At 65.5% G+C, this 22,703-nt stretch carries 21 protein-coding genes and 1 pseudogene; 14 read left to right on the top strand and 8 right to left on the bottom strand.

Going from position 1 to position 22,703, the window contains the following annotated elements; all coding sequences use genetic code 11:
* The first annotated feature begins 26 nt into the window (after positions 1 to 26).
* Together HAP47_RS33645 and HAP47_RS33640 are read left to right on the top strand one after the other, a co-directional pair.
* Positions 27 to 623 carry a TetR/AcrR family transcriptional regulator gene (locus HAP47_RS33645; protein ID WP_173640887.1) on the top strand — a complete coding sequence of 199 codons (597 nt, stop codon included), beginning with the start codon at positions 27 to 29 and terminating at the stop codon, positions 621 to 623.
* Positions 624 to 2,036: 1,413 nt separating this feature from the next.
* Positions 2,037 to 3,212 (top strand): peptidase M15, encoded by a 1,176-nt coding sequence (locus tag HAP47_RS33640; protein WP_173640888.1) that lies wholly within the window; start codon positions 2,037 to 2,039, stop codon positions 3,210 to 3,212.
* Between the two features lie 115 nt (positions 3,213 to 3,327).
* Here the strand turns inward: HAP47_RS33640 and HAP47_RS33635 are convergent, their stop codons facing one another.
* Positions 3,328 to 4,002, bottom strand: a complete 675-nt coding sequence (locus HAP47_RS33635) for an HAD family hydrolase (protein WP_173642990.1) — start codon at positions 4,000 to 4,002, stop codon at positions 3,328 to 3,330.
* Between the two features lie 315 nt (positions 4,003 to 4,317).
* On the opposite strand from HAP47_RS33635, the gene HAP47_RS33625 reads away from it, so the two are divergent.
* Both HAP47_RS33625 and HAP47_RS33620 read left to right on the top strand, forming a co-directional pair.
* Positions 4,318 to 5,901, top strand: coding sequence for a DUF1800 domain-containing protein (locus HAP47_RS33625; protein ID WP_173640889.1), 1,584 nt, complete (start codon positions 4,318 to 4,320; stop codon positions 5,899 to 5,901).
* Positions 5,898 to 7,127, top strand: coding sequence for a DUF1501 domain-containing protein (locus HAP47_RS33620; protein ID WP_173640890.1), 1,230 nt, complete (start codon positions 5,898 to 5,900; stop codon positions 7,125 to 7,127). Before HAP47_RS33625 ends, HAP47_RS33620 begins: the two co-directional genes overlap by 4 nt.
* Before the next feature lie 177 nt (positions 7,128 to 7,304).
* On the opposite strand, the gene HAP47_RS33615 is transcribed toward HAP47_RS33620, so the two are convergent.
* The 3 genes from HAP47_RS33615 to HAP47_RS33605 form a co-directional block, all read right to left on the bottom strand.
* Positions 7,305 to 8,246: an aldo/keto reductase gene (locus HAP47_RS33615; RefSeq protein WP_173640891.1), complete on the bottom strand. Its 942-nt coding sequence runs from the start codon at positions 8,244 to 8,246 to the stop codon at positions 7,305 to 7,307.
* 275 nt (positions 8,247 to 8,521) lie between these two features.
* Entirely contained in the window at positions 8,522 to 8,983 is a 462-nt protein-coding gene (locus HAP47_RS33610; RefSeq protein WP_173640892.1) for a GNAT family N-acetyltransferase, read from the bottom strand.
* 102 nt (positions 8,984 to 9,085) lie between these two features.
* Positions 9,086 to 9,901: a PAS domain-containing protein gene (locus HAP47_RS33605; RefSeq protein ID WP_173640893.1), complete on the bottom strand. Its 816-nt coding sequence runs from the start codon at positions 9,899 to 9,901 to the stop codon at positions 9,086 to 9,088.
* Between the two features lie 211 nt (positions 9,902 to 10,112).
* Between HAP47_RS33605 and HAP47_RS33600 the strand changes: the two genes are divergently transcribed.
* Positions 10,113 to 10,466 carry a DMT family protein gene (locus HAP47_RS33600; protein WP_173640894.1) on the top strand — a complete coding sequence of 118 codons (354 nt, stop codon included), beginning with the start codon at positions 10,113 to 10,115 and terminating at the stop codon, positions 10,464 to 10,466.
* A gap of 15 nt (positions 10,467 to 10,481) precedes the next feature.
* Here HAP47_RS33600 and HAP47_RS33595 read toward each other — a convergent pair whose 3' ends face one another.
* The 3 genes from HAP47_RS33595 to HAP47_RS33585 all read right to left on the bottom strand — a co-directional run bounded on the left by HAP47_RS33595 (position 10,482) and on the right by HAP47_RS33585 (position 11,709).
* Positions 10,482 to 10,637, bottom strand: coding sequence for a hypothetical protein (locus HAP47_RS33595; protein WP_176396271.1), 156 nt, complete (start codon positions 10,635 to 10,637; stop codon positions 10,482 to 10,484).
* Between the two features lie 61 nt (positions 10,638 to 10,698).
* On the bottom strand, positions 10,699 to 10,875 hold the full coding sequence (locus HAP47_RS33590; protein ID WP_173640895.1) for a hypothetical protein: 177 nt from the start codon (positions 10,873 to 10,875) through the stop codon (positions 10,699 to 10,701).
* A gap of 180 nt (positions 10,876 to 11,055) precedes the next feature.
* Positions 11,056 to 11,709 (bottom strand): glutathione S-transferase family protein, encoded by a 654-nt coding sequence (locus HAP47_RS33585; RefSeq protein WP_173642991.1) that lies wholly within the window; start codon positions 11,707 to 11,709, stop codon positions 11,056 to 11,058.
* 654 nt (positions 11,710 to 12,363) lie between these two features.
* Here HAP47_RS33585 and HAP47_RS33580 point away from each other — a divergent pair.
* The 3 genes from HAP47_RS33580 (at position 12,364) to HAP47_RS33570 (ending at position 15,085) form a co-directional block, all read left to right on the top strand.
* A complete protein-coding gene (locus tag HAP47_RS33580; RefSeq protein WP_173640896.1) occupies positions 12,364 to 13,566 on the top strand; it encodes a pyridoxal phosphate-dependent aminotransferase in 1,203 nt (400 codons plus the stop codon).
* 253 nt (positions 13,567 to 13,819) lie between these two features.
* Positions 13,820 to 14,344, top strand: a complete 525-nt coding sequence (locus HAP47_RS33575; RefSeq protein WP_173640897.1) for a DUF992 domain-containing protein — start codon at positions 13,820 to 13,822, stop codon at positions 14,342 to 14,344.
* Positions 14,345 to 14,605: 261 nt separating this feature from the next.
* Positions 14,606 to 15,085 (top strand): DUF992 domain-containing protein, encoded by a 480-nt coding sequence (locus HAP47_RS33570; protein WP_173640898.1) that lies wholly within the window; start codon positions 14,606 to 14,608, stop codon positions 15,083 to 15,085.
* Here the strand turns inward: HAP47_RS33570 and HAP47_RS33565 are convergent.
* A complete protein-coding gene (locus HAP47_RS33565; protein WP_173640899.1) occupies positions 15,082 to 16,014 on the bottom strand; it encodes an alpha/beta fold hydrolase in 933 nt (310 codons plus the stop codon). The genes HAP47_RS33570 and HAP47_RS33565 overlap by 4 nt on opposite strands.
* Positions 16,015 to 16,138: 124 nt before the next feature.
* On the opposite strand from HAP47_RS33565, the gene HAP47_RS33560 reads away from it, so the two are divergent.
* The 6 genes and pseudogenes from HAP47_RS33560 (at position 16,139) to HAP47_RS33535 (ending at position 22,571) form a co-directional block, all read left to right on the top strand.
* Entirely contained in the window at positions 16,139 to 17,053 is a 915-nt protein-coding gene (locus HAP47_RS33560; RefSeq protein WP_173640900.1) for a LysR substrate-binding domain-containing protein, read from the top strand.
* A 170-nt stretch (positions 17,054 to 17,223) separates the two neighbouring features.
* Complete coding sequence (locus HAP47_RS33555) at positions 17,224 to 19,272, top strand: elongation factor G (protein WP_173640901.1); 2,049 nt, start codon at positions 17,224 to 17,226, stop codon at positions 19,270 to 19,272.
* 94 nt (positions 19,273 to 19,366) lie between these two features.
* Positions 19,367 to 19,939, top strand: a pseudogene (locus tag HAP47_RS33550) (YoaK family protein); the annotation flags it as partial.
* Positions 19,940 to 20,039: 100 nt separating this feature from the next.
* A complete protein-coding gene (locus tag HAP47_RS33545) occupies positions 20,040 to 20,906 on the top strand; it encodes a shikimate dehydrogenase (RefSeq protein ID WP_173640903.1) in 867 nt (288 codons plus the stop codon).
* 115 nt (positions 20,907 to 21,021) lie between these two features.
* Entirely contained in the window at positions 21,022 to 21,600 is a 579-nt protein-coding gene (locus tag HAP47_RS33540; protein ID WP_371821829.1) for a hypothetical protein, read from the top strand.
* Positions 21,601 to 21,962: 362 nt separating this feature from the next.
* On the top strand, positions 21,963 to 22,571 hold the full coding sequence (locus HAP47_RS33535) for a hypothetical protein (protein WP_173640905.1): 609 nt from the start codon (positions 21,963 to 21,965) through the stop codon (positions 22,569 to 22,571).
* The last annotated feature ends 132 nt before the right edge of the window (positions 22,572 to 22,703 follow it).

Raw genomic sequence — 22,703 nt, 5'->3', positions numbered from 1 at the left:
TTCACTGGTGAGTATACATACGACGGATGCCCAGACCCTCCGAGCCCACCCGCGCGCGCATCGTCCAGGCGGCGAATGCGCTGTTCTACAGTGAAGGCATCCGCCGCGTCAGTCTCGACGAGGTGGCCGCCAAGGCCGGCCTCACCAAGCGCACGCTGTATTATCACTTCAAGAGCAAGGACGACCTCGTCGCCGCCTATCTCGCCGCGCGCGACCAGCCCAATCTCGCGCTGTTCCGGACATGGTTTGCCGAGGCCGAGGGCGGGCTGCCGGTGAAGGTCGAGGCGATCTTCAAGAACCTTGCGCGCTCGGCGCGGCATCCGAAATGGAAGGGCTGCGGCTTCCTGCGCACCTCCGCCGAGCTCGCCAACATGCCCGGCCATCCCGCGATCCGGATCGGCGCCGCGCACAAGAAGAAGTTCGAGGACTGGCTGCGCGCGACCTTCGCTGAGCAGGGCATCGCCGACCCGCTGAAACTGGCGCGGCAGATCCTGCTGCTGCTGGACGGATCGTTCGCCGTCGTGCTGCTGCACCGCGACGCAAGCTACATGGAGACCGCCGGCGAGGCCGCGCGTACGTTGATCGAGACGGCGCTGGCGAAGCCGGTGCGTAAGCGGGGTTAGAGCGTGTGCCCATATAGCCAGTCGCGCCTGTCACGCTCTCAAGAGGCGGCATAGAATCCGGACCGAATGGAAGATGCCGTCGTCGGCGAATACACAGCTTTCTTGAGGGATGGCTGGTGGAAATCCGGCGGTGCATCCTGTCTCGAAGGCCCCCACGCATACGCCTCTTCCGGACCGGCGAATGGTCGGATGAACGGTTCAGAGAAGCCCAGCACCTCATAACAGCGATCGCTACCGACGAAGGAGAAAGCCGTGGTTTCCGACCAACTGGATCAATAGCGGTATACGCATTCAGCAAGGCGGAGTTTTCGGCCTCCTTGACATAAACACCTCCATCATACACTCCCGCTCTGTCCCCATGATCAGCCGCCGAATATATCATTTCATCGAAACCCGCATAAATTTCGCAGTCGATTTCGATGCCATAAGCGCGACGACCAGGATTCGGTGCCAGGACGATGAGGTAGAGAACGCCGCGCCAAAGTCCTTGGTCGAAAACATAAGGTGGGCGTTCGATGCCGTCGATAATCGACGGATATGGCCGCCATGTGAGGGTGGGATCGGGGAACAAGCTGCCTCCACGCTACAGTCCAATGTTTGCATGATAGCGGATCGTGAGAGGTTCGCTATGGGTCAAGGGCGGCTGATGACGCTCGAGCAAACCGGCATCCGCTTGCATCCTCAGAAGCGGACCGCGCCTGGCCGATCGGCCTCCGCCATTGCGAGTAGCGAAGCGACGAAGCAATCCATCGCTCCGCATATGCGGGAAGATGGATTGCTTCGCTTCGCTCGCACTGACGACTAAAGCGCGGATCGTTCTTGCAGCAGCGCCGGCACCGCGTTGAGGTCGGGCAGCGCGGCCGCGCGGGGTGATCAAGACGGCACTGCCGAAGCCGAGACGCGGGCGCATTGAAGGCGAAGGGGCACTTACACGATTTCGGAATATTGGAAATATATCCCTGATTTGCCCGACGGGTCAAGTTGCCGTGTCGGATGCGGGCAGCCGCCGACTCCTTTGCATGGGGTTGTTTTCGATCTTTTTGCGACGCGCCTGCGGGCGGCGAGTCCCTCCACCGTCACCGCAGATATGCCGGCAAGCCACGGTGCGGCATCTGGGGTAGCGGGCATCGTTCGCCGGGAGGGCGCAGCGCGAGTGCTATTCGACCTGATCTCATCTGCGTCGCGACGCGAGCTACACGAAACCGCCGGCGAGGCCGCGCGTACGCTGATCGAGACGGCGCTGGCAAAGCCGCGGCGAAAACGGGGGTAGGGCCCGAGTTGCATTCGGGCAACATCATTCGGAAAGATGGGGCGTTAACCTTCATTCGCCATTGCGCGACCACGCCCTGAGCAGACAATCCGCATCGTCACATGCTTGCAATCTTGGCTCCCGAGGAGCCCGTGGAGGCTGGGATGATGAACTCGCGGCGGGTGCGGGCGGCGGCGTTGGGCGGGACGGTCGTTCTGTCGGGCTGCATTGTCTCGTGGTTTGCGGCGTCCGGTTCGGCTGGCATCGAGAAGATCGGTGCGTCAGTCACCGATGCGTCAGTCACCGGTGCATCAGTTGATGAGCCCCGCGCACCCGCTGTCGTCGCCGATGACGTATCGGCGATATCGCCGGCAACGGCCACGTCGAATGCTGCCGTCGATGGCTCTCATGCCGTGACCATGAGCGAACAGGAAGCGGTGGCGACCGCCCATGCTGTGCCGACCGCGCACGAGACGGAACCTGTCGTCGAGGCCGCGTTGACCGATCCGGCGCTGCCGCCGGACATCCCACCGCTGCAGGCGCCGGCAGCGAACACGCCGGATCCGGAGCCTCGCGTGGTCAAGCCGGCGGTGGACTCCGTCGAAATCCTCGACGAGTGCTGGGACGTCAATGCCTGCATCGATCGCTATCTGTGGGCGCTCTACCAAAGGACGCCCAAGGAAGACACCATCAAGGTGCCGGAGCAGAGGGAGGTGACGGTCAAGAGAAAGAAGAAGATGGTGACGGTCACCAGAACCTTCACCAGACTAGTCGATGAGGATTTCGCCTGGAAGGACACCAAGGCGGCCGAAAGAGCCAGCATGCCCATGATGGACTACGTCATGGGAGGCGTCGATCGGAGCTTCAAGCTGAAGCTCTTCCGTGCACTTCTCGCGGCGGAACAGGCCGGCCTGTCGCCCGGTATCACCAGCGCGTTCCGCGATGACTACCGCCAGTCGATTGCAAGCGGGCTGAAGGCGGCCAGCAACAGGTCGTATCACGGCGGCAGCCTCCGTGGCGGCTACGGCCATGGTCTCGCCGCCGACATCGTCAGCATCGACGGCGCGACGCGTGACGACCGTTGGAGATCGTCGGAAAAGCTCTGGAAATGGGTCGACGCGCACGGCAAGGAGTTTGGCGTCGCGCGCCCCTATCTCGATTTTGATCCCCCGCATCTGGCGCCTATCGATGGCCAGGAATATGCCGCTCATCGCGGCGGCGCCAAAACGCGGCACGCGGCGCTGGACGCGAAGACGCACAGCCGTCACGCGGCGCACGATAATTACGTCGCAGTGAAACGCGCAAAGACAGCGAAGTCATCGAAAGTGCGAACGATCTAAGCGGGATCACGGTGCTCCGTACGGTGGGTTAGCCCACCGGGTCTGTGCAAAAAGCACGGTCCGATGACGGCTCCGGCGTAACCCGCCAGCGTGGCACCCGAAGTGCTCGGAACGGCTAAAGCGCGCCGCGCTCCTGCAGCAGTGCCAGCACCGCATTGAGGTCCGGCAGCACCGCCGCGCAATTCGCGCGCGTCGCTTCGGTCGGCGGTGCCATGTCCGGCACCATCAGCGTGATCGCGCCGGCGGCGTGGGCGGCGGTTACGCCGTGGTTGGAGTCTTCCACGGCGATGCAGGCCGCCGGTGCCACACCGAGCCGCGCGGCGGCCTTGAGATAGAGTTCCGGATCCGGCTTACCCTGTGCGACGTCGTCGAGCGTCAGCAGCGTCTCGAAGCGACTGCGGATGCCGGCAAGCGTCAGGTTGCGCTCGGCCGAGCGGCGCGACGACGAGGTGACGATGGCCATCGGTCGCTCCGCGGCGGCGATGGCGTCGAGCAGATCGAGCGTGCCTGATTTGAGCGGCAGGCCCGAGCGCATCATCCGATCGCGGTGTTCGAGGAAGGCCCGGTTGACGGCCTCGAGCGGAAACGCCGCGCCGTAATGATCGCGCAGCATCGCTTCGCAGACCGGGCCGGGGAGCCCGACCATGGCATGGCACAGCGTGACGACGCCATCGGTGTAGCCGCATGCATTCAGCGCCGCGACCAGGCTGTCGAAGTAGACCTTCTCGGTGTCGAGCAGCGTGCCGTCCATGTCGAGCAGGACGGCGTCGACGGTCCAGGGTGCGTTCACGTGGTGCTCGCTGCTGTCTGCTGTTCCGCCAGCTTCCGCAAGCATGCGGGGCAGAGGCAGTCGCTGCTGTCGGTCGGCATCGGCAGGCGAAAGCTTTCGTCGGAGCACCAGCACGATCCCGTGAGCGAGCAGGAGAATTCGCTGCCGCATGCCTTGCAGGCAAGCCGGCGCGGAGCAGCTGCTTCGGAACGATCGTGTGACGTGAGGTCCATTCTAACCGCGATTTAATGCGCGAATTAATCTCGGGTTCATCCCGGACCGCGCTATGATGCCGGGCAACTGATATAGCCGGGATAGGCCGTTAAGGGAATTCTGATGGCCCGTGATTCGCAAGCCGCGCTGATTGCTCTCAACCGATTTGGATTTGGCGCCCGCGGCGGGGCGGCCGGCGACTTCATCAACGCGGCCTCCGATCCGCGCGGTTTCGTGCTGGCGGAACTGGCGCGTCCGAACGGCGCGCTGCTCGAAGTGCCGAGCCTGCTTTCGACGCCGGAGCTCGGCAAGCAGGTGTTCGACTATCAGTTCGAGATCCAGCAGGCGCGCAATGCCGCGAAGGCCGCGCAGCAAGGCGCGAGCGAGACGCCGCCGCAGGGGCCGGACGCGAAGCCGCCGCAGCGGCGGAATCTGTCGCTGTCCTCGGCCGCCAAGGAGATCGCCGGGAAGGATCCGACGATGCAGCCGCAGGCGGCCGACAGCGCCAATGCAGCGATGATGCCGTCTGCGACGATGCAGCCTCCGACGATGCAGCCGCCGGCTGGTCCACCCAAGCCGGCGGCGCAGCCGCTCAACATCATCCAGAAGACGTTCCGCGCCGAGGCGCTGGCGCGGCTGCAACGCGGCGTGGTCGCCGATTGCGGTTTCGTCGAGCGGCTGGTGGCGTTCTGGTCCAACCACTTCTGCATCTCGGCCAACAAGGGCGCGCTGGCGCGGATGTGGGCCGGCTCGTTCGAACGCGAGGCGATCCGCCCGCACGTGCTCGGCCGTTTCTCGGACATGCTGAAGGCGGTCGAGCAGCATCCGGCGATGCTGTTCTTTCTCGACAACCAGCAATCGCTGGGTCCGGAGTCGCGTGCCGGCATCAATCGCAACCGCGGCCTGAACGAGAATCTGGCGCGCGAGATCATGGAGCTGCATACGCTCGGCGTCGGCGGCGGCTATACCCAGGACGACGTGACCGCGCTGGCGCGCGTCATCACCGGCTGGACCTTTGCCGGCCGCCGCGGCCAGCTCGGCACCCCCGGAAGCTTCGTGTTCAACGCCAATGCGCATCAGCCCGGGCCGCAGCAGGTGCTGGGCAAAACCTATGCGCAAACCGGCCTCGCGCAGGGCGAGGCGGTGCTATCGGATATCGCGCGGCATCCCTCGACAGCGAAGTTCATCGCGACCAAGTTCGCCCGTCATTTCGTGGCCGACGATCCGCCGCCGGCGCTGGTGGCGAAGCTGCAGGACACCTTCACCAGAACCGACGGCGATCTCAGGGCGCTGGCCACCGCGCTCGTTCAGTCGAGCGAGGCGTGGCAGGCGCCACTCACAAAGATGCGCTCACCTTACGAATTCCTGCTCGCCTCCGGCCGTCTGCTGGCGCGCAATCCGGAGGACCCGGGCCGTTATCTCAACGGCCTCAACGTGCTCGGCCAGCCGCTGTGGTCGCCGGCCGGGCCGAACGGTTTCCCGGATACCGCGGCGGCCTGGGCCGCGCCTGAAGGCATCAAGCTCAGGCTCGACATCTCGGCGCAGCTTGCCTCCCAGCTCGCCGACCGGTTCGACCCGCGCGACCTGCTCGAGTTGATTGCGGCGGATGCCGCGTCGGTCGAGACGCGGCGCACCATCGAGCGCGCGGAATCGCGGCAGCAGGCGCTGGCGCTGCTGCTGATGTCGCCGGAATTCCAGAGGAGATGACCATGGATTGCTCCGAGAGCTTGATGCTGCAGGCGACGTCGCGGCGTGCGCTGCTGCTCGGCGGCGCCTCCTTCGCGGCCTGGGCCTATCTGCCGAAATTCGCGCGCGCCGCCGATGGCCGCGATCCGCGCTTCGTCACCATCATCCTGCGCGGCGCGCTCGATGGCCTTGCCACCGTGGCGCCGGTCGGCGACCCGGATTATGCCGGCCTGCACGGCGCGATCGCGCTGAAGGCTGACGGACCGAACGCGGCGGTGATGCTCGATCCCTTCTTCGGCCTGCATCCGGCGATGCCGGAATTCGCGCGGATGTATCGCGCCAAGCAGGCCGCGGTGGTTCATGCGGTTGCGACCTCCTATCGCGATCGCTCGCATTTCGACGGCCAGGATGTGCTGGAGAGCGGCTTCCCTGGTCCCGGCCGCGTGCAGTCCGGCTGGCTCAACCGCGCGCTCGAAGCATTGCCGAAGGGCGAGCGGGTGACGAGCGCGCTTGCGGTCGGCCCGACCACGCCGCTGGTGTTGCGCGGCGCAGCGCCGACCGTCGGCTGGGCGCCGACTGCGCTGCCGCAGGCCGCCGACGACACCGCGATCCGGCTGCTCGATCTCTACCAGCATCGCGATCCGACGCTGGCGAGCGCGCTGACCCAGGGCTTGCAGCTCGAGAAGCAGGCGCAGGGCAACGAGATGAAGCCGCAGCCTGGCGCAGGCGGCGTGGCGGCGATGCGGCTGGTGGCACGCGGCGCCGCCAAGCTGATGGCGGCGGATGACGGTCCGCGGATCGGCGCGCTGGCGTTCGACGGCTGGGATACGCATGCCAACGAAGGCGGGCCGGTCGGCCGGCTCGCGCAGCTGCTCGGCGGTCTCGACGGCGCGCTGGCGGAATTTCAGAGCGGCTTAGGTGCGCGCTGGCGCGACACCGTGATCGTGGTCGCCACCGAGTTCGGCCGCACCGCGCGCATCAACGGCACCGAGGGCACCGACCACGGCACCGGCACCATCGCGCTGCTCGCCGGCGGTGCGGTGAACGGCGGCCGGATGATCACCGACTGGCCGGGCCTGAAGCCCGCCAATCTCTACCAGGCCCGCGACCTCGCCCCGACCACCGATCTGCGCGCCGTGATCAAGGGCGTGCTGCACGACCAGTTCGGCCTCGGCGAGCGCGTGCTGGCCGATGCGGTGTTTCCGGATAGCGCCCCGGTGAAACCGATGAAGGGGCTGGTTACTTAAAGCGAGTGTCCCAACCACGCTGTCGTCCCGGCCAAGCGAAGCGCGAGCCGGGACCCATAACCACCGTTGGTGCTGTTGGAGCACGCTGTGGCCCCAGTGCGGCGTAATCACAGGCATTTGTGGTTATGGGTTCCTGCTTTCGCAGGGACGACAATTGTGACTGCAGCTCAAGCGGGCCTAACCCTTCGTAATCCGATCGATCTCCGCCATCTCCTCCGCGCTCAGCTTCCAGCTGATCGCCTTGACGTTCTGCTCGACCTGTTCGACGCGCGTCGCGCCGGCGATGACGCTTGCGACTTGCGGGCGGGCGGCGAGCCAGGAGAAGGCGAGCTCGAGCATGGTGTGGCCGCGCTCCTGTGCAAAGGCCTGCAGCTTCTCGACGATATCCTCGTTGCGCGGTGTGACGTAGCGGTCCTTCAAGGCCGGCGCCTTGGCGAAGCGGGTGTCGGCGGGGGCAGCGGCGCCGCGCTGGTATTTTCCGGTCAACAGGCCGCTGGCGAGTGGGAAGAACGGCAGCAGGCCGAGATTGTATTGCTGCGCGGCGGGCAAGAGATCCTTCTCGATGCCGCGCACCACGAGGCTGTATTCGTCCTGGCAGGATACGAAGCGGTTCACGTTCAGCTCGCGCGCGACATATTCGGCCTCCGCGATCCGCCATGCCGGGAAGTTGGAGTTGCCGATGTAGCGCACCTTGCCCTGGCGCACGAGATCGTCGAGTGCGCGCAGCGTCTCGTCGATCGGGGTCAGCGGATCATAATCGTGCTGCTGGTAGAGATCGATATAGTCGGTCTTCAGGCGGGTGAGGCTCGCTTCGACCGCCGACATGATGTAGCGCCGGGAGGCGCCCTGCTTGGTGCCGTCGGTCGCCATCGGCTTGGAGAATTTCGTGGCGAGGACGATGTCCTTGCGGCGATCGCCCAGCACGGTGCCGAGCACGGTCTCCGAGCCGCCCATGCCCGCATAGATGTCGGCGGTGTCGAACAGGGTGATGCCGAGATCGATCGCCTTGTGGATCACCTTGCGCGAGGTTTCCAGATCGGTGCGCTGGCCGAAATTGTTGCAGCCGATGCCGACCGCTGACACGCGCAGGCCGGAGCCGCCGAGATTACGAATTTCCATGAGACAATCCTGTGGGATAGGCGAGGGATGCCGTGCATTGTGACAAGCACGCCGAGGGGCGGCAAGGTGCCGCCCTACCGCCGATCACGCATTGCACCTATCACGGACGGCAATGTCACAAAAAAAGCGGTCCCGGTCAGACGCGGCGACTGACGGGGACCGCTCGGGGCGAAGATCTGAGACGGGGGGCCTGATCTTGCGCAAGCGGAAGCCTAGCCGGGCTTTGTAACGCGCCGGTGACATCTCCATTCCATCCACAGGCGGCGCAGGCGCGCTCAGATGATCTTGCGATAGATAACGAAGCCGGGCTTGTCCGCGACCCTGTCATAAAGCTGCATCGCGGTGTGGTTGGTCTCATGCGTTTGCCAGTAGACGCGCGGCGATCCGGCGAGTTTCGCCTGCGCGTAGACGCCGTTGATCAAGGCGCGGCCGACGCCCTTGCCGCGCGCGGCCTGGCTGGTGAAGAGATCCTGCAGATAGCAGGTTGGCGCGATCGCCGTGGTCGAGCGGTGAAACAGATAGTGCGTCAGGCCGAGCAGCTTGCCGCCGGCGTCGGCGACCAGCGCATGCACCGGCTCGTAGGCATCGAAGAAGCGCTGCCACGTCATCGCGGTGATCTCGGGCGCGAGCGCGGTCGGTCCTGACCGTTCATAGAAGGCGTTGTAGCCGTCCCACAGAGGAAGCCACTGGGCGTAATCGTCGCGCGTGACGAAGCGGATGGTGACGTCGTCGGACATGAACGAACCTTGGATGATCCCGCGTTGCACGATGCCTGCGCATCGCTCGCGAAAGTTCTACCGTCGCTATCGCGTGGGATCAATTGCCGACGAAGTTGCGCCTCATTCGGCGGCGCGCAGCAGCCGCGCCAGATGGCGTTCGCGCCCGGCGCGCTGCGCGCGATATTCGCCGGCCCTGGCCGGATCGTCGGTGTGGCGCACAAGGTCGGTCACCGGCGTATAGCTCAGCATGCGGCCGCCGTCGGGCAGCGCGGTGCAGCTGAAGCGCAGCACCTGGCCGTCGGCGAGATTGAGGTTGATCGGCGTGGAATCGCCTGATCGCATCATCGCGATGCGCTCGGCGATGAACGCGCTCAGCTCGTCTTCCGGCAATTCGTAGGCGCCGGTGTCGCGGCCATGATACATCAGTGCGACGAACGGCGGCTTGCTGTCGGCCTGCGCGTCGGAGAGCGCGAAATATTCCCGGAAGGCGCGGTTGATGAATTCGGCGCGGGTGTCGGCGTCGAGCAGCACGATGCCGATGTCGACTTGGTCGAGCGCGGCGGCGAGCCGCTCCGAGGTGGCGTGATGCTGCTGGTCCGCGGCAAAGGCGTCGATCCATTTCTGCCGCAGCATTCCGGTGATGAGAGCGGTGCCGGCCGCGGTCGCGGCCAGCATCAACATCCGCGCGACGTCGGCGGCGTCGTAGCCGGGCAGCGCGCGATGATCGAGAAAAAACAGCGCCGAGCCGGCCACCGCAATCGCGGCGGAGACCACTCCGGAGGTGATGCCGCTGATCGAGCTCGCCAGCGCAACGATGCAGACGAACAGCGGCGCGGGATTGGGGACCGCGACGACGAGACGATCGATCAGGAAGGCGGCAAGCGCCGTGATCGCCGTCAGCGCCGGACCTGAAATTCCACGCCAATCGAACCGCATGCGCGTTCTCGTTGTCTGTCGAACACACGATAAAGCCGCAGTTTGACGACAGTGCCGCAACGGCGCCGGCATTTCGGTCCCGACCGTTAAGCCGGCCTTGCGACGGCCGAACCAGCTTTCGCTGCTTTCAAATCAAATGATATGCAGATCGGCATGCAGCCCGGTTCCGGGCCTGCGGGTTACCGCGTGCTTTGCTTGAAAGAGGACATCGATGCCCGCCATTTCGCCTTCGCTGCTGCCGATCCTGATGCTGTTTGCCTCGAACGTCTTCATGACCTTCGCCTGGTACGGCCATCTCAAGTTCAAGGATCATTCGCTCCCCATCGTCATCATGGTGAGCTGGGCCATCGCCTTCTTCGAATACTGGCTGGCGGTGCCGGCCAATCGCTGGGGCAGCGAGATCTATAGCGCGGCGCAGCTCAAGACCATGCAGGAGGTGATCACGCTGGTCGTGTTCGCCGGCTTCTCGGTGTTGTATCTGAAGGAGCCGCTGGGCTGGAATCACGCGCTCGGATTTGCCTTCATCGCCGCCGGCGCGTTCTTCATCTTCCACAAATGGAGCTAGCGCGCTTGCGCTAGTCTAGCGGTGCGGGGCCGGTTTGGCGGCAGGCGTCGTGACGTGCGCCGGGTGCGCGCGGTCTTCGCCCTGCGTGCCGGTCACGATCAGGAGCGAGGCCGCAAACAGGATCGCCGCCGACAGCGTCACGGTCACAAGTCCGACGGGGGTCTTCATCATGTCGCGCCGCTGTCTCTCCCGCGCCTTGCCGCGGATCAGGTGCCAAATGGAAATTGCTGGATTACGCCGGGATCGATGTCGCCATGCTGATGTTGCTCGCCAGTAGCGTCACGGCGACGACGAGGCACAGCGTCAGTGCGCCAAGCGCGAGCGACGCGGCGATCGCGTTGGTCAGGCGGGATGATGCCACTGGGGCAGGGCGGCCATGGAAGCCTGCCGTGCCGGACCACCGTTTCATGGTGTAAATCCCTCAGGCCGCGAGCGAATCACTCGCGACATCCGAGCGAATCTGCCCAGCGTCACCGGCAACATTGCGGCGGCGAGGCCCGCCGAAAACGGCGAAAATGCGGCCTCGGCGAGGGTTTTGCCCGTTATTTGGGCAATTTCCCCGCTACTCCCGGAATTCAGACCCTGGTGTTCAAACGCCTGCCACTAGGCGCGCCTGGGGCTCGGCCGCGGCACCGGGCCGCCAATCCATCGAGACAAATCCGGGGGTCTGCTCGACCCGTTTGAGCCAGGCGCGGATCGACGGAAAGGTCGCCAGGTCGAAGTCGCAGCGGTCGGCGGCGTGGGTGTAGCCGTAGAGCGCGATGTCGGCGACCGTGAACTGCTCGGCCGCGAAAAACGCGTGCCCCTTGAGGTGATTCTCCATCACCTGCAGCGCCGCATAACCGCGCTCCATCCAGTCCTCCAGCGCGTGCGTCTGCAGGTCGCGCCCGCCCTTGACCAGCGACAGCCAGAAATAGGCGGCGCCGATATTCGGCTCCAGCGCGTGCTGCTCGAAGAACATCCATTGCAGCGCCTCGGCGCGCTCGATCCGCGACTCCGGCGCCAGCGGCGTGCCGATCGCGACGTACCAGAGGATAGCGTTGGACTCGGCGAGATGACGGCCTTCGGCAACCTCGAGCAACGGCACCTGGCCGCTCGGATTCTTGGCCAGGAAGTCCGGGGTGCGGCTCTCGCCGCGCAGGATGTCGATTTCGATCGCCTCGTATGGCGTGTTCAGCACCGCAAGCGCCAGCCGGACCTTGTAGCTGTTGCCGGAGCGCTGCATCGAATAGAGCTTGTACATTGCGTCGGGGTTCACTCGGTGCGTCAGGTTGACTTGGTCTGAGACGGTACGCTTGAAAATTGCGCGGCCTGTCACACCGCAATGCCGCTAAACAATGATGCCGACAGGGGTGCGTCGCAAGCCCTGGAACGTGGAAAAAGTCGAAACGCCTACCGCACTGCACGCGTGCAGAACGATTCCATCAACACGGCAGAACAACTCGGATCACGGCTGCGCGACGCTGTGCACGGTGCCGGTCCGTGCCATCGATGCCGTGGTCGATACCTTGGGCCGACGCGCGGCAATTCACAAACGTTAACGCGCCATCCCTATCGCGCGATGTGCCCGTCGGCGGCTGCACGGACCACCTGGCGTCGGCACCACCTGGCAAGCACCGCACGGCAATTGTCCTCGGAGCAATCCGCGCCGGCACACGCGGCCGCAGGCCTTGCCGGCAAGGCTGGAGCGGCCATCGGCGGACTTGCCGGATACCGGATATGAGTCATTCGGGGCCGGAACTTGCGGAATATTGCGCATGTTGCGAGCCATGCGGGAAAGTTTTCGTGCTTTACCGCCAAGCTTCTTGCGATGCAGCGGCGACAGGCCTAGGGTGCCGCGATCCCATTCAAATCAAGTCGTGGCCCAACGGCTTACGACGTTTGCCAGGAGATGATAATGGCCTTCCTGTCCGCTGCGCTCGACCGTGTGAAGCCGTCCGCGACGATCGCGGTCACGGATAAAGCACGCGCGCTGAAAGCCGCGGGCCGCAACGTCATCGGCCTCGGCGCCGGCGAGCCTGACTTCGACACGCCTGCCAACATCAAGCTGGCTGCGATCCACGCGATCGAGGCCGGCAAGACCAAGTACACCGATGTCGGCGGCATTCCGGAGCTCAAGGAAGCCATCATCAACAAGTTCTCGCGCGAGAACGGCCTGAGCTACAAGCCGAACCAGATCATCGTCGGCACCGGCGGCAAGCAGGTGCTCTACAATGCGCTGATGGCGACCATCAATCCGGGCGACGAGGTAATTATCCCGGCGCCGTATTGGGTCAGCTATCCCGAGATGGTCGCGCTCGCCGGCGGCGAGTCGGTGCCGGTGGTTTGCCCGGCCTCGACCGGCTTCAAGCTGCGCCCGGAAGATCTCGAGAAGGCGATCACGCCGAAGACCAAGTGGGTGATCCTGTGCTCGCCGTCGAACCCGACCGGCTCGGCCTATACTCGGAGCGAGCTCAAGGCGATCACCGACGTGCTGGTCAGGCATCCGCATGTCTGGGTGATGACCGACGACATGTACGAGCACCTCGTCTATGACGACTTCGTCTTCACCACCGCGGCGCAGGTCGAGCCGCGCCTTTACGAGCGCACGCTGACCGTGAACGGCGTGTCGAAGGCCTATTGCATGACCGGCTGGCGCATCGGCTATGCCGGCGGCCCGGCGCAGCTGATCAAGGCGATGGCGACGATCCAGTCGCAGTCGACCTCGAACCCGTCGTCGATTGCGCAGTGGGCGTCGGTCGAGGCGCTCAACGGTCCGCAAGACTTCATCGCCGCGAACAACAAGGTGTTCAAGGAGCGTCGCGACCTCGTGGTGTCGATGCTCAACCAGGCGAACGGCATCGAGTGCCCGCGGCCGGAAGGCGCATTCTACGTCTATCCGTCCTGCGCCGGCACGATCGGCAAGAAGGCGCCCTCGGGCAAGGTGATCGACAACGACGAGGCGTTCGTCACCGAGCTGCTCGAGAGCGAAGGTGTCGCGGTCGTGCAGGGGTCGGCGTTCGGCCTCGGACCCGCGTTCCGCATCTCCTACGCCACCAAGACCTCGGATCTCGAGGATGCCTGCAAGCGCATCCAGCGCTTCTGCGGTAATCTGCGGTAATCGGTTCTGAACTGAGAAACCAAGAAACGCTCCCGCACCTGGTGCGGGAGCGTTTCTGTTTGTGCAGTGACGTCGCGTAGCCGGTAAAATCGCGGAGTCAAATCACAACGTGCTCATCTCATGCGTGTGTGCGCGAACATCGATGCCACACGCTGGAAGTTTTTACGGCCTCTTTGCGAACTGCCTTGTTTTGGACACGACCCTTGCATTCTGTCCGCCGCACAAATTCAGTTCACCTTGCGGAGACAGACCAATGCGACTTTCGACTCTCACCCTTGCAGCGCTTGCGTTGCTGGCGCCGTTCGCCACCGCCAACGCGGCACCTCAGCAGGTTCAGGCCGGGGTACTGCAATGCCAGGGCGGCGAGAATGTCGGCTTCGTCGTCGGCTCTGTTGCCCGCCTCGAGTGCGCGTTCCAGAGCGGCGGCCGCCGTCCCGAACCCTACGTTGCGACCGTGAAGCGGATCGGCGTCGACCTCGGCGTCACCGCGACGACCCAGCTCGCCTGGGCCGTCAGCGCGCCGACCACGCAGCTTCCGCGCGGTGCGCTTGCCGGCAGCTACGGCGGCGTCGGCGTCAACGCTTCGGTCGGCCTCGGTGCCGGCGGTAACTTCCTGTTCGGCGGCCCGAACAACGCCTATGCGCTGCAGCCGATCAGCGTGCAGGGCCAGACCGGCCTCAACGTTGCGGCCGGCATCGCGGGGATCGATCTCGAGCCGGTCCGCACCGCTGGTCCGCGCCGGCATCATCGTCACCACCGTCATCATCACCACCACTAAGTCGGTCGGTGTTCGATCAAGGAGGCCCGCGAAAGCGGGCCTCTTTTTTTGCCGTCTGTCGTTTGTTGTCTGTTGCGTGACGGCTTCTGCCGGGCGGCGCGGGGCAAGCATTAGCGCCACATCCTGCAACAATTGGTGGCCGAGCACCGCAAATTCTGGCTGGACAATCGATGTTGTGGCATAGGATGCGAAAGGCGCCACAGACACGGTGCTGTTCTGCTCTCTGCTCGCGTCATGCCTCTCAGCCGGAGACTCCCCAACATGCGTCGCTTCACACTCCTCGCAGGTGCCATCGCCGCGCTGACCGCAATCGTTGGCGCCAACGCCCAACAGCCGAGCCAGCGTGTTCAGGTCGGCGTCCTGGAATGCCGCGGTGGCGCGAGTGTCGGCTTCATCGTCGGCTCCGTGACCCATCTCGGTTGCGTGCTGCGGGCCAACGGCCTGCCTGAGGATCGCTACATCGCGACCATCCAGAAGGTCGGCATCGATCTCGGCATCACCCAGGAATCGGCGCTGACCTGGGGCGTCTATGCGCCGGTGGAGCGGCTCGGGCCGGGTGCGCTCTCCGGCAACTACGCCGGCGCGCAGGGCAGCGCGACGCTCGGCGTCGGCGTCGGCGGCAATGTGCTGGTCGGCGGCTCCGACAACACGATCGCCCTGCAGCCGCTCAGCGTGCAGGGCCAGGTCGGCGTCAACATCGCCGCCGGTCTCGAGAGCCTGGAACTGCGTCCCGGCCGCTAAAGCGCGCGTGCACCGGTCCCTAATCGGCCGAAGAAGCCGCGGGCTTCTTCGGCAACGATCCCGGGCGCCTCGGCGTGAACATAATGCCCGGTGTCGACAAACCTGATCGAAGGTTCGCTCCAGTAGTCCCTCAGCCGGTCCGACCATTCCGGCGAGATCAACGGATCACGGCGGCCCCAGAGAAAACGCGAAGGGATTTCGATGCGCGGCTGCGCCGGCAATCTGCCTTCCAGCCAGAGCCGGCGATTGGGCGCGGACGAGAGATACCAGTCGAAGCCGCCCTGGATGTTGCCCGGCTTCATGAAGTTGTCGACATAGGCTTCGAGCAGGTCGCCGAATACCGCGGGATCGTCGCCCGACCAATGGTCGAGGAAATGGCGGAAGTAGAGCCGGCATGACTCGCGCGAGCTTCCGACCAGTTGCGCGGCCCATGGCAGCTGCTGGAAGTATTGATACCAAACCTCGATCAGGTGGCCGGGCTCGCCGTAGCGTTGGCCGAGGCCCGGATAGGGCGTGCAGAGATAGAGCGTGCCGGTCAGCCGCCGCGGCTCGCGATGCGACATCGCCTGCATGACATAGGCGCCGAGATCGCCGCCGATCACACCGAAGCGGTCATGACCGAGCGCGTCCATGAGCGCGAACATATCCTGCGCATGTCGATCGGCGGTGGCGGACGCGTCAGGTCCCGGCACCGGCTTGCCGGTGTCGCCACAGCCGCGCAGGTCCGGCGCGATCAGCTCAAAACTGTCGCCGAGGCGCAGCATCAGCGGGCGCCACACCAGCCAGAACTCCGGCCAGCCGTGGAGCAGGAGCAGCGGCGGCCCCTTGCCGAAACGCGCGACGTTGACGGATAGGCCGCCGATGTCGATCTGCTGTTGCGTGATGCCGGCCGTGGCTGCGTCAGCGAAAGCTTTCTCCAGTGCCGTCATGGCGACCTCCTGTGGTTTGCCGCAGGCTGTCCGCGTTCGCGCGTCCGATCCAATATCCGTTCGATACGGTAGCATAGCTATTGCGTATGGCTGCCGACGCCGGCCGCCGTGCTATATCGCCGGCATGGAATTGCGACACCTGAGATATTTCGTGGCGCTCGGCGAGGAATTGAATTTCACCCGTGCGGCCGAGCGGCTGCACATCGCGCAGCCGCCGCTGAGCCAGCAGATCCGCCAGCTCGAGGACGAACTCGGCGTGACGCTGCTGCAGCGGAATAGTCGTCCTGTCAGGCTCACCGAGGCCGGCGAGCTGTTTCTGGCGCGCGCACGCGCGCTGCTCGCAAGTTTCGAGAGCGCGGTTGCCGACACCCGGCGCGTCGGGCGCGGTCAGGCCGGCAAGCTCGCAATCGGATTCGTCGGCTCCGCCATGTTTGCCGGCCTGCCCGATATCATCGGCGCCTATCGCGACGCCTGTCCCGATGTCGAGCTCGTGCTCGACGAGATGCTGGCGGCCGAGATTGCCGAGGCATTGCGGCGGCGCCGGATCGACGTCGGCTTCGCACGCCCGGCGCTGTTGCCCGAAGCGGGTCTCGCGCAGCGCCTGATCCTCGATGAGCCCTATGTCGCGGCGCTGCCGCGCGTGCATCCCCTCGCGGCGCGCGGCGACATTGCGCTCGCCGAACTGTCCGACGATGCCTTCGTGCTCTATCCGGCGCAGCCGGAGCCTTCGGTTACCCGCCTGATCGTCGCGGCATGCCAGGCCGCCGGCTTCACGCCGCGGCTCGCGCAGGAAGTTCTGCATCTGCAAACCGCGATCGGCCTGATCGCCGCCGGTGTCGGCGTGTCCCTCGTTCCGGAAGGTGCGGCGCGCGCACAGACCGGTCGCGGCGTGACCTATGTGCGGCTTGCCGCGCCGGCGGTGACGGCTCCGCTTACGATTGCGTGGCGCGACGAAGATGTGTCGCCTGCCGCGCAGCGCCTGCTCGACCTTGCGACGCGCTGGCGCGAGATTGCGCCGGGACTTGCGCCAACGAACTGACGCATCGGATGCAATCGTCCGGCGAATGGCGGCGCGCAGCTCCGCCATCGCAAACTTCCGCGACGCCGCACCGCAGCGACGTTTTCCCGCTTGCCAAACGCCAAACGCAGGCAGACCATAAACGGTCGCCGACCCAATCATGGGCCGAGCTCCAACACGAGGAGGCGGCAATGGGACAAGACGTCAGAAGTCCCCGAGGTCCACGGTGCATCGCGCTGGTGGGCCCTTTCCAAAGCGGTAAAACCACACTTCTGGAAGCGATCCTGGCGCGCACTGGCGCCATCAAAACTGCCGGCAGCGTCGATGCCGGAACCTCCGTCGGCGATGCCAGCCCCGAGGCGCGCCAACACAAGATGGGCGTAGGCCTCACTGCCGCCACCACCACCTTTATGGGGGACAGCTACACCTTTATCGATTGCCCCGGCTCGATCGAGTTCGCGCACGACATGCGTGCCGCGTTGCCGGCAGTCGATGCCGCGGTCGTGGTCTGCGAAGCTGACGAGAAGAAGTTGCCGCAGCTGCAGATCATCCTGCGCGAGCTCGAGGAGCTCGGCATTCCCCGTTTTCTGTTCCTGAACAAGATCGACCGTGCCAACAAGCGCGTCCGCGAGACACTTGCGACGCTGCAGCCGGCGTCGCGCGTGCCGCTGGTGCTGCGCCAGATCCCGATCTGGAACGGCGATCTGATCGAAGGCTTCGTCGATCTCGCGCTTGAGCGCGCTTTCGTTTATCGCGAGCACAAGCCGTCGGAGGTGATGGCGCTGGAAGGCGGCAATCTCGATCGCGAGAAGGAAGCGCGCTTCTCGATGCTGGAGAAGCTCGCCGATCACGACGATGCGTTGATGGAGCAGTTGCTGGAGGATATCCAGCCGCCGCGCGATGCCGTATTCGACGATCTCGCGCGCGAACTGCGCGAAGGGCTGATCTGTCCGGTGCTGCTCGGTGCCGCGAGCCGCGAGAACGGCGTGCTCCGCCTGATGAAGGCGTTGCGTCACGAGGCGCCCGGCGTCACTGAGACCGCCAGCCGGCTCGGCGTCAAGGACCAGAAGGATGCGCTGGCCTATGTGTTCAAGACCGTGCATCTGCAGCACGGCGGCAAGCTGTCGCTGGCGCGCGTGCTCGCAGGCCGGCTCGACGATGGCGCGACGCTGCAATCATCGTCCGGCGAAAGCGGACGCGTCTCCGGCATCCTCGCGGTCTCGGGCACACATGACAGCAAGCGACCGCACGCCGAAGCCGGCGACGCGGTCGCGCTCGGCAAGCTCGACGCGATCAAGACCGGCGATACGGTCTCGAGCGGCAAGACCGCCCCGGCCTCGCTGGTCAAGGTCGAGCCCGCCGCGGCGGTGCTGTCGATCTCGATCGCCGCGACCGACCGCAAGGACGACGTCAAGCTCGGCCAGGCGCTGCTGCGGCTGAACGAGGAGGATCCGTCGCTGACGATGATCCAGAACCCGCGCACCCACGACACCGTGCTGTGGGGGCAGGGCGAGATGCATCTGCGCGTCGCGCAGGAGCGGCTGAAGGACCGCTACGGCGTCAACGTCAAGTCGCATCCGCCGGCGATCGGCTATCAGGAGACCATCCGCAAGGCGGTCACCCAGCGCGGCCGGCACAAGAAGCAGTCCGGCGGCCACGGCCAGTTCGGCGATGTCGTGCTCGACATCAAGCCGAAGCCGCGCGGAAGCGGCTTCGAATTCCACGAGAAGGTGGTCGGCGGCGCGGTGCCGCGCAACTATATCGGCGCGGTGGAGGAAGGGGTGGTCGACGCGCTCGCGCGCGGCCCGCTCGGCTTCCCTGTGATCGACGTCGACGTCACGCTGACCGACGGCTCCTATCACAGCGTTGACTCCTCCGACCTTGCGTTCCGCACCGCGGCGCGGGTCGGCGTCAGCGAGGCATTGCCGCAGTGCCAGCCGGTGCTGCTGGAGCCGATCCATATGGTCGAGATCGTCTGTCCGACCGACGCGACCGCCAAGATCAACGCGATCCTGTCGGCGCGCCGCGGCCAGATCCTCGGCTTCGACACCCGCGAGGGCTGGAGCGGTTGGGACTGCGTCCGTGCCACGATGCCGGAATCCGAGATCGGCGACCTCATCGTCGAGCTGCGCTCGGCCACCGCCGGCGCCGGCACCTTCACCCGCCAGTTCGACCGCATGGCCGAAGTGACCGGCCGCGCCGCCGACCAGATCATCGCCGCGCATCGCGACGCGGCGTGAGACTGCTGCCGCGATCACGCCCCGCGTGGGCGTGATCGTTGGCAGGATGGCCGGAGGCCGCTAGCTTGTGTCCCTGTGGGGACGCAACGACATCATGATTGAATCCCGCCGTAACCTGGCGCTGGCCTGCGCGCTCAGCGCGCTGGCCGGCTATGTCGACGGCATCGGCTATCTGCATCTCGGCGGGCTGTTCGTGTCCTTCATGAGCGGCAACTCGACGCGGCTCGGCGTGACGCTGGCCGAGGGCCATTGGCAGCACGCTCTGGATGCGCTGGAACTGATCGTGCTGTTCGTCGCCGGCGCCGCGGCCGGCAGCCTCATCGTGCTCGGCCGCTTCGCGTATCGCCAGCCGCTGATCCTGCTGGTCGAGGCGCTGCTGCTGATGGCGGCGGCGTTGGCTTATGCGTATGGCTTGCCGAATACGGCGGTCGCCGCCATCGTGCTGGCGATGGGGCTCGAGAACGCCGTGTTCCAGCTCGAAGGCGGGGCCAGGCTTGGCCTGACCTATGTCACGGGAGCGCTGGTGAAGGCGGGGCAGCTGATAGCCGCCGCGCTGACAGGCGGTGCGCCCTGGGCCTGGCTGCCGAACCTATTGCTGTGGACGGCGCTGGTCGCAGGCGCGCTCGCTGGCGCCTTGGCCTACCGCTCGATCAATCTCGGTGCGATCTGATTTGCCGCGGGCACCGCGTTTGCCCTCAGCGCGCTGGTTGCCGCAACCGCGAAGCGGACGGATTGACAGCGCGGCTGCCTTGGTCGATGTCACGACCATGACATCCCAAGGCAACACCGAAAGCAATACCCAAGCCCAAACCCGCGCCGCGTGCCTGATCGGCTGGCCGGCGGCGCATTCCCGCTCGCCGCTGATCCATCACTACTGGCTGCGCACGCTCGGCATCGAGGGCGGCTATGTGATCGAGGCGGTGCCGCCGGAGGATTTCAAGGATTTCCTGTTCCGCCTGTCGCTGCGCGGCTTCGTCGGCGCCAACGTCACCCTTCCACACAAGGAGCGCGCTCTGGCGCTGTCGACACCGGACGAGCGCGCCCGCGCCGTCGGTGCCGCCAACACGTTGTGGTTCGCCGACGGCGAGCTGCGCTCGACCAACACCGATGTCGAAGGCTTCATCAACAATCTCGACGCCTGCGCGCCCGGCTGGGACAAGACGGAGGACGCGCTGGTGCTCGGCGCCGGCGGCGCGGCGCGTGCCGTGGTGTTCGGCCTGATCGAGCGCGGGATTGCGCGCGTGCATCTGGTCAACCGCACCATCGACCGCGCACGCGCGTTGGCCGATCAGTTCGGCGCGCGCGTTCATCCTGCGACGTGGGACACGGTCGGTGAGCTGCTGCCGCGCGCGGGCCTGCTCGTGAACACGACGTCCCTCGGCATGCATGGCCAGCCCGCGCTCGAGATCGATGTGGGGCTGTTGCCGCAGAGCGCGGTTGTTTCCGATCTTGTCTATGTGCCGCTGGTGACGCCGTTGCTTGCGGCGGCAGCGGCGCGGGGGCTGAAGACCGCCGACGGGCTCGGCATGCTGCTGCACCAGGCGGTTCGCGGTTTCGAGCTGTGGTTCGGGCAGCGCCCGCACGTCACGCCGGAGCTGCGTGCGCTTGTCGAGGCCGATCTCACAAAACCTTGAGGCCTGGAATAGCGTCTCCGGCACGGTGTCTCGTGTTAGTCCCCCGCGTTCCCTCCCGGAGATCACCATGCCTGCCAGCCGTTCCCATGTCACTCGTCCGTTCATTGCGCTTGCGATGGTGACGGCATCCACGCTCTACGCACTTGCCCAGCAGCCGCCGACGCCGACGCGGGTGCGTGGAACCGTCGAGAGCGTCGATGGCGATACGCTGGCGGTGAAGTCGCGCGGCGGCGAGGACGTTAGGCTGCACATGGCGGGCAATATGGTGGTGCTTGGCCTCACCAAGATCGCGCTGTCCGACATCAAGGTCGGTTCCTTCATCGGTACGACCACGGTGCCGGGCCCCGACGGCGTGCCGAAGGCGGTCGAGGTGCATGTCTTCCCCGAAAACATGCGCGGCACCGGCGAAGGCTCGCGGCCGTATGATCTGAAGCCGAACAGCAGCATGACCAACGCCACCGTCGCGGAATCCGTCGCCGGCAATGACGGTCATACATTGCTGGTCAAGTACAAGGACGGCGAGAAGAAGGTGCAGGTCACGCCCGACACGCCTGTCGTGACCTATGTTCCCGGAGACAAGGCGGACCTGAAGGCTGGCGCCAAGGTGATCGCCTTCATGAAGAAGTTGCCCGACGGCTCGTTTGAGACCGACCGCGTCAGCGTTGGCCGCGATGGCCTCACCCCGCCGATGTGAGGCGAACGGCAGTCTCTCAACATGTGTCGTCCCGGCCTAGTGCGCAATTGCGCACGGGAGCCGGACCCATAACCACCAATGATAATTGTTGAGAAGAGCTGGGGCCACAGCGTGCAAAATCTCGCAGGGTCGTGGTTGGGTCCCGAGTCGCGCTTCGCTTGCCCGGGACGACGAAGACTATTCCGGCCACGGGCCGTGCAGCGCTCAGGCATATCACCTGTCCGTTATCGCAGGTAACGGCATCCTCATCCGGTCCGTAGTTGTCGTGCGTGTCGCCTTCCCGCGACGGGGAGGTAGCCGCACGGAATACCTGCAACTCCCCGGTGTTCCTTTATCCGCCAGCCAAACCCATGAGGGACACCATGCCGAAATCGACACTGTTCGCCGCATTGCTTCTCGTTGCCTTCACCTCGGCCGCATCCGCACAGCAGCCGCCGACGGTGCGCATCCGCGGCACCATCGAGGCCGTCGATGGCGCGATGCTGTCGATCAAGTCGCGCGACGGCGACGACATGAAGGTACGCACGACCGATAACGTCGCGGTGTTCGGCGTCGCCAAGACCGATCTGTCGGAGATCAAGGCCGGTTCCTATATCGGCGTTACCGCGATGCCCGAGCCGGACGGAACGCAGAAGGCGATCGCGGTTCACATCTTCCCGGAAAACCAGCGCGGCGCCGCCGAAGGTTTTCGTCCCTGGGACCTGCGCGCCAACTCGACCATGACCAACGCCACCGTCGCCGAGACGGTGAAGGGCACCGACGGCGAGAACATCCTGGTGAAATACAAGGACGGTGAGAAGAAGGTCGTGGTGCCGCCGGGAACCCCGGTCGTCACCTTCGTCTCCGGCGACAAGTCGGAGCTGAAGCCGGGCGCCAAGATCATCATCTTCGGCGCGGTGAAGAAGGACGACGGCACGCTGGAAGCCAACCGCGTCAATGTCGGACGCGACGGAATTGCACCGCCGATGTGACGCGAAGCGGCAGCCTCTCAATACGTCGTCCCGGCCCAGTGCACAATTGCGCACGGAGCTGGGACCCGTAACCACCGATCATTGTTGTTGAGTACGCTGTAGCCACAGCCGTACCAAATCTCGCACGGCTGT

Origin of the sequence: Bradyrhizobium sp. 41S5 (assembly GCF_011516665.3) — a bacterium.
GTDB lineage: Bacteria > Pseudomonadota > Alphaproteobacteria > Rhizobiales > Xanthobacteraceae > Bradyrhizobium > Bradyrhizobium quebecense.
Note: the sequence above shows the minus strand (reverse complement) of the source record. Positions and strands in the feature narration are given on the sequence as shown.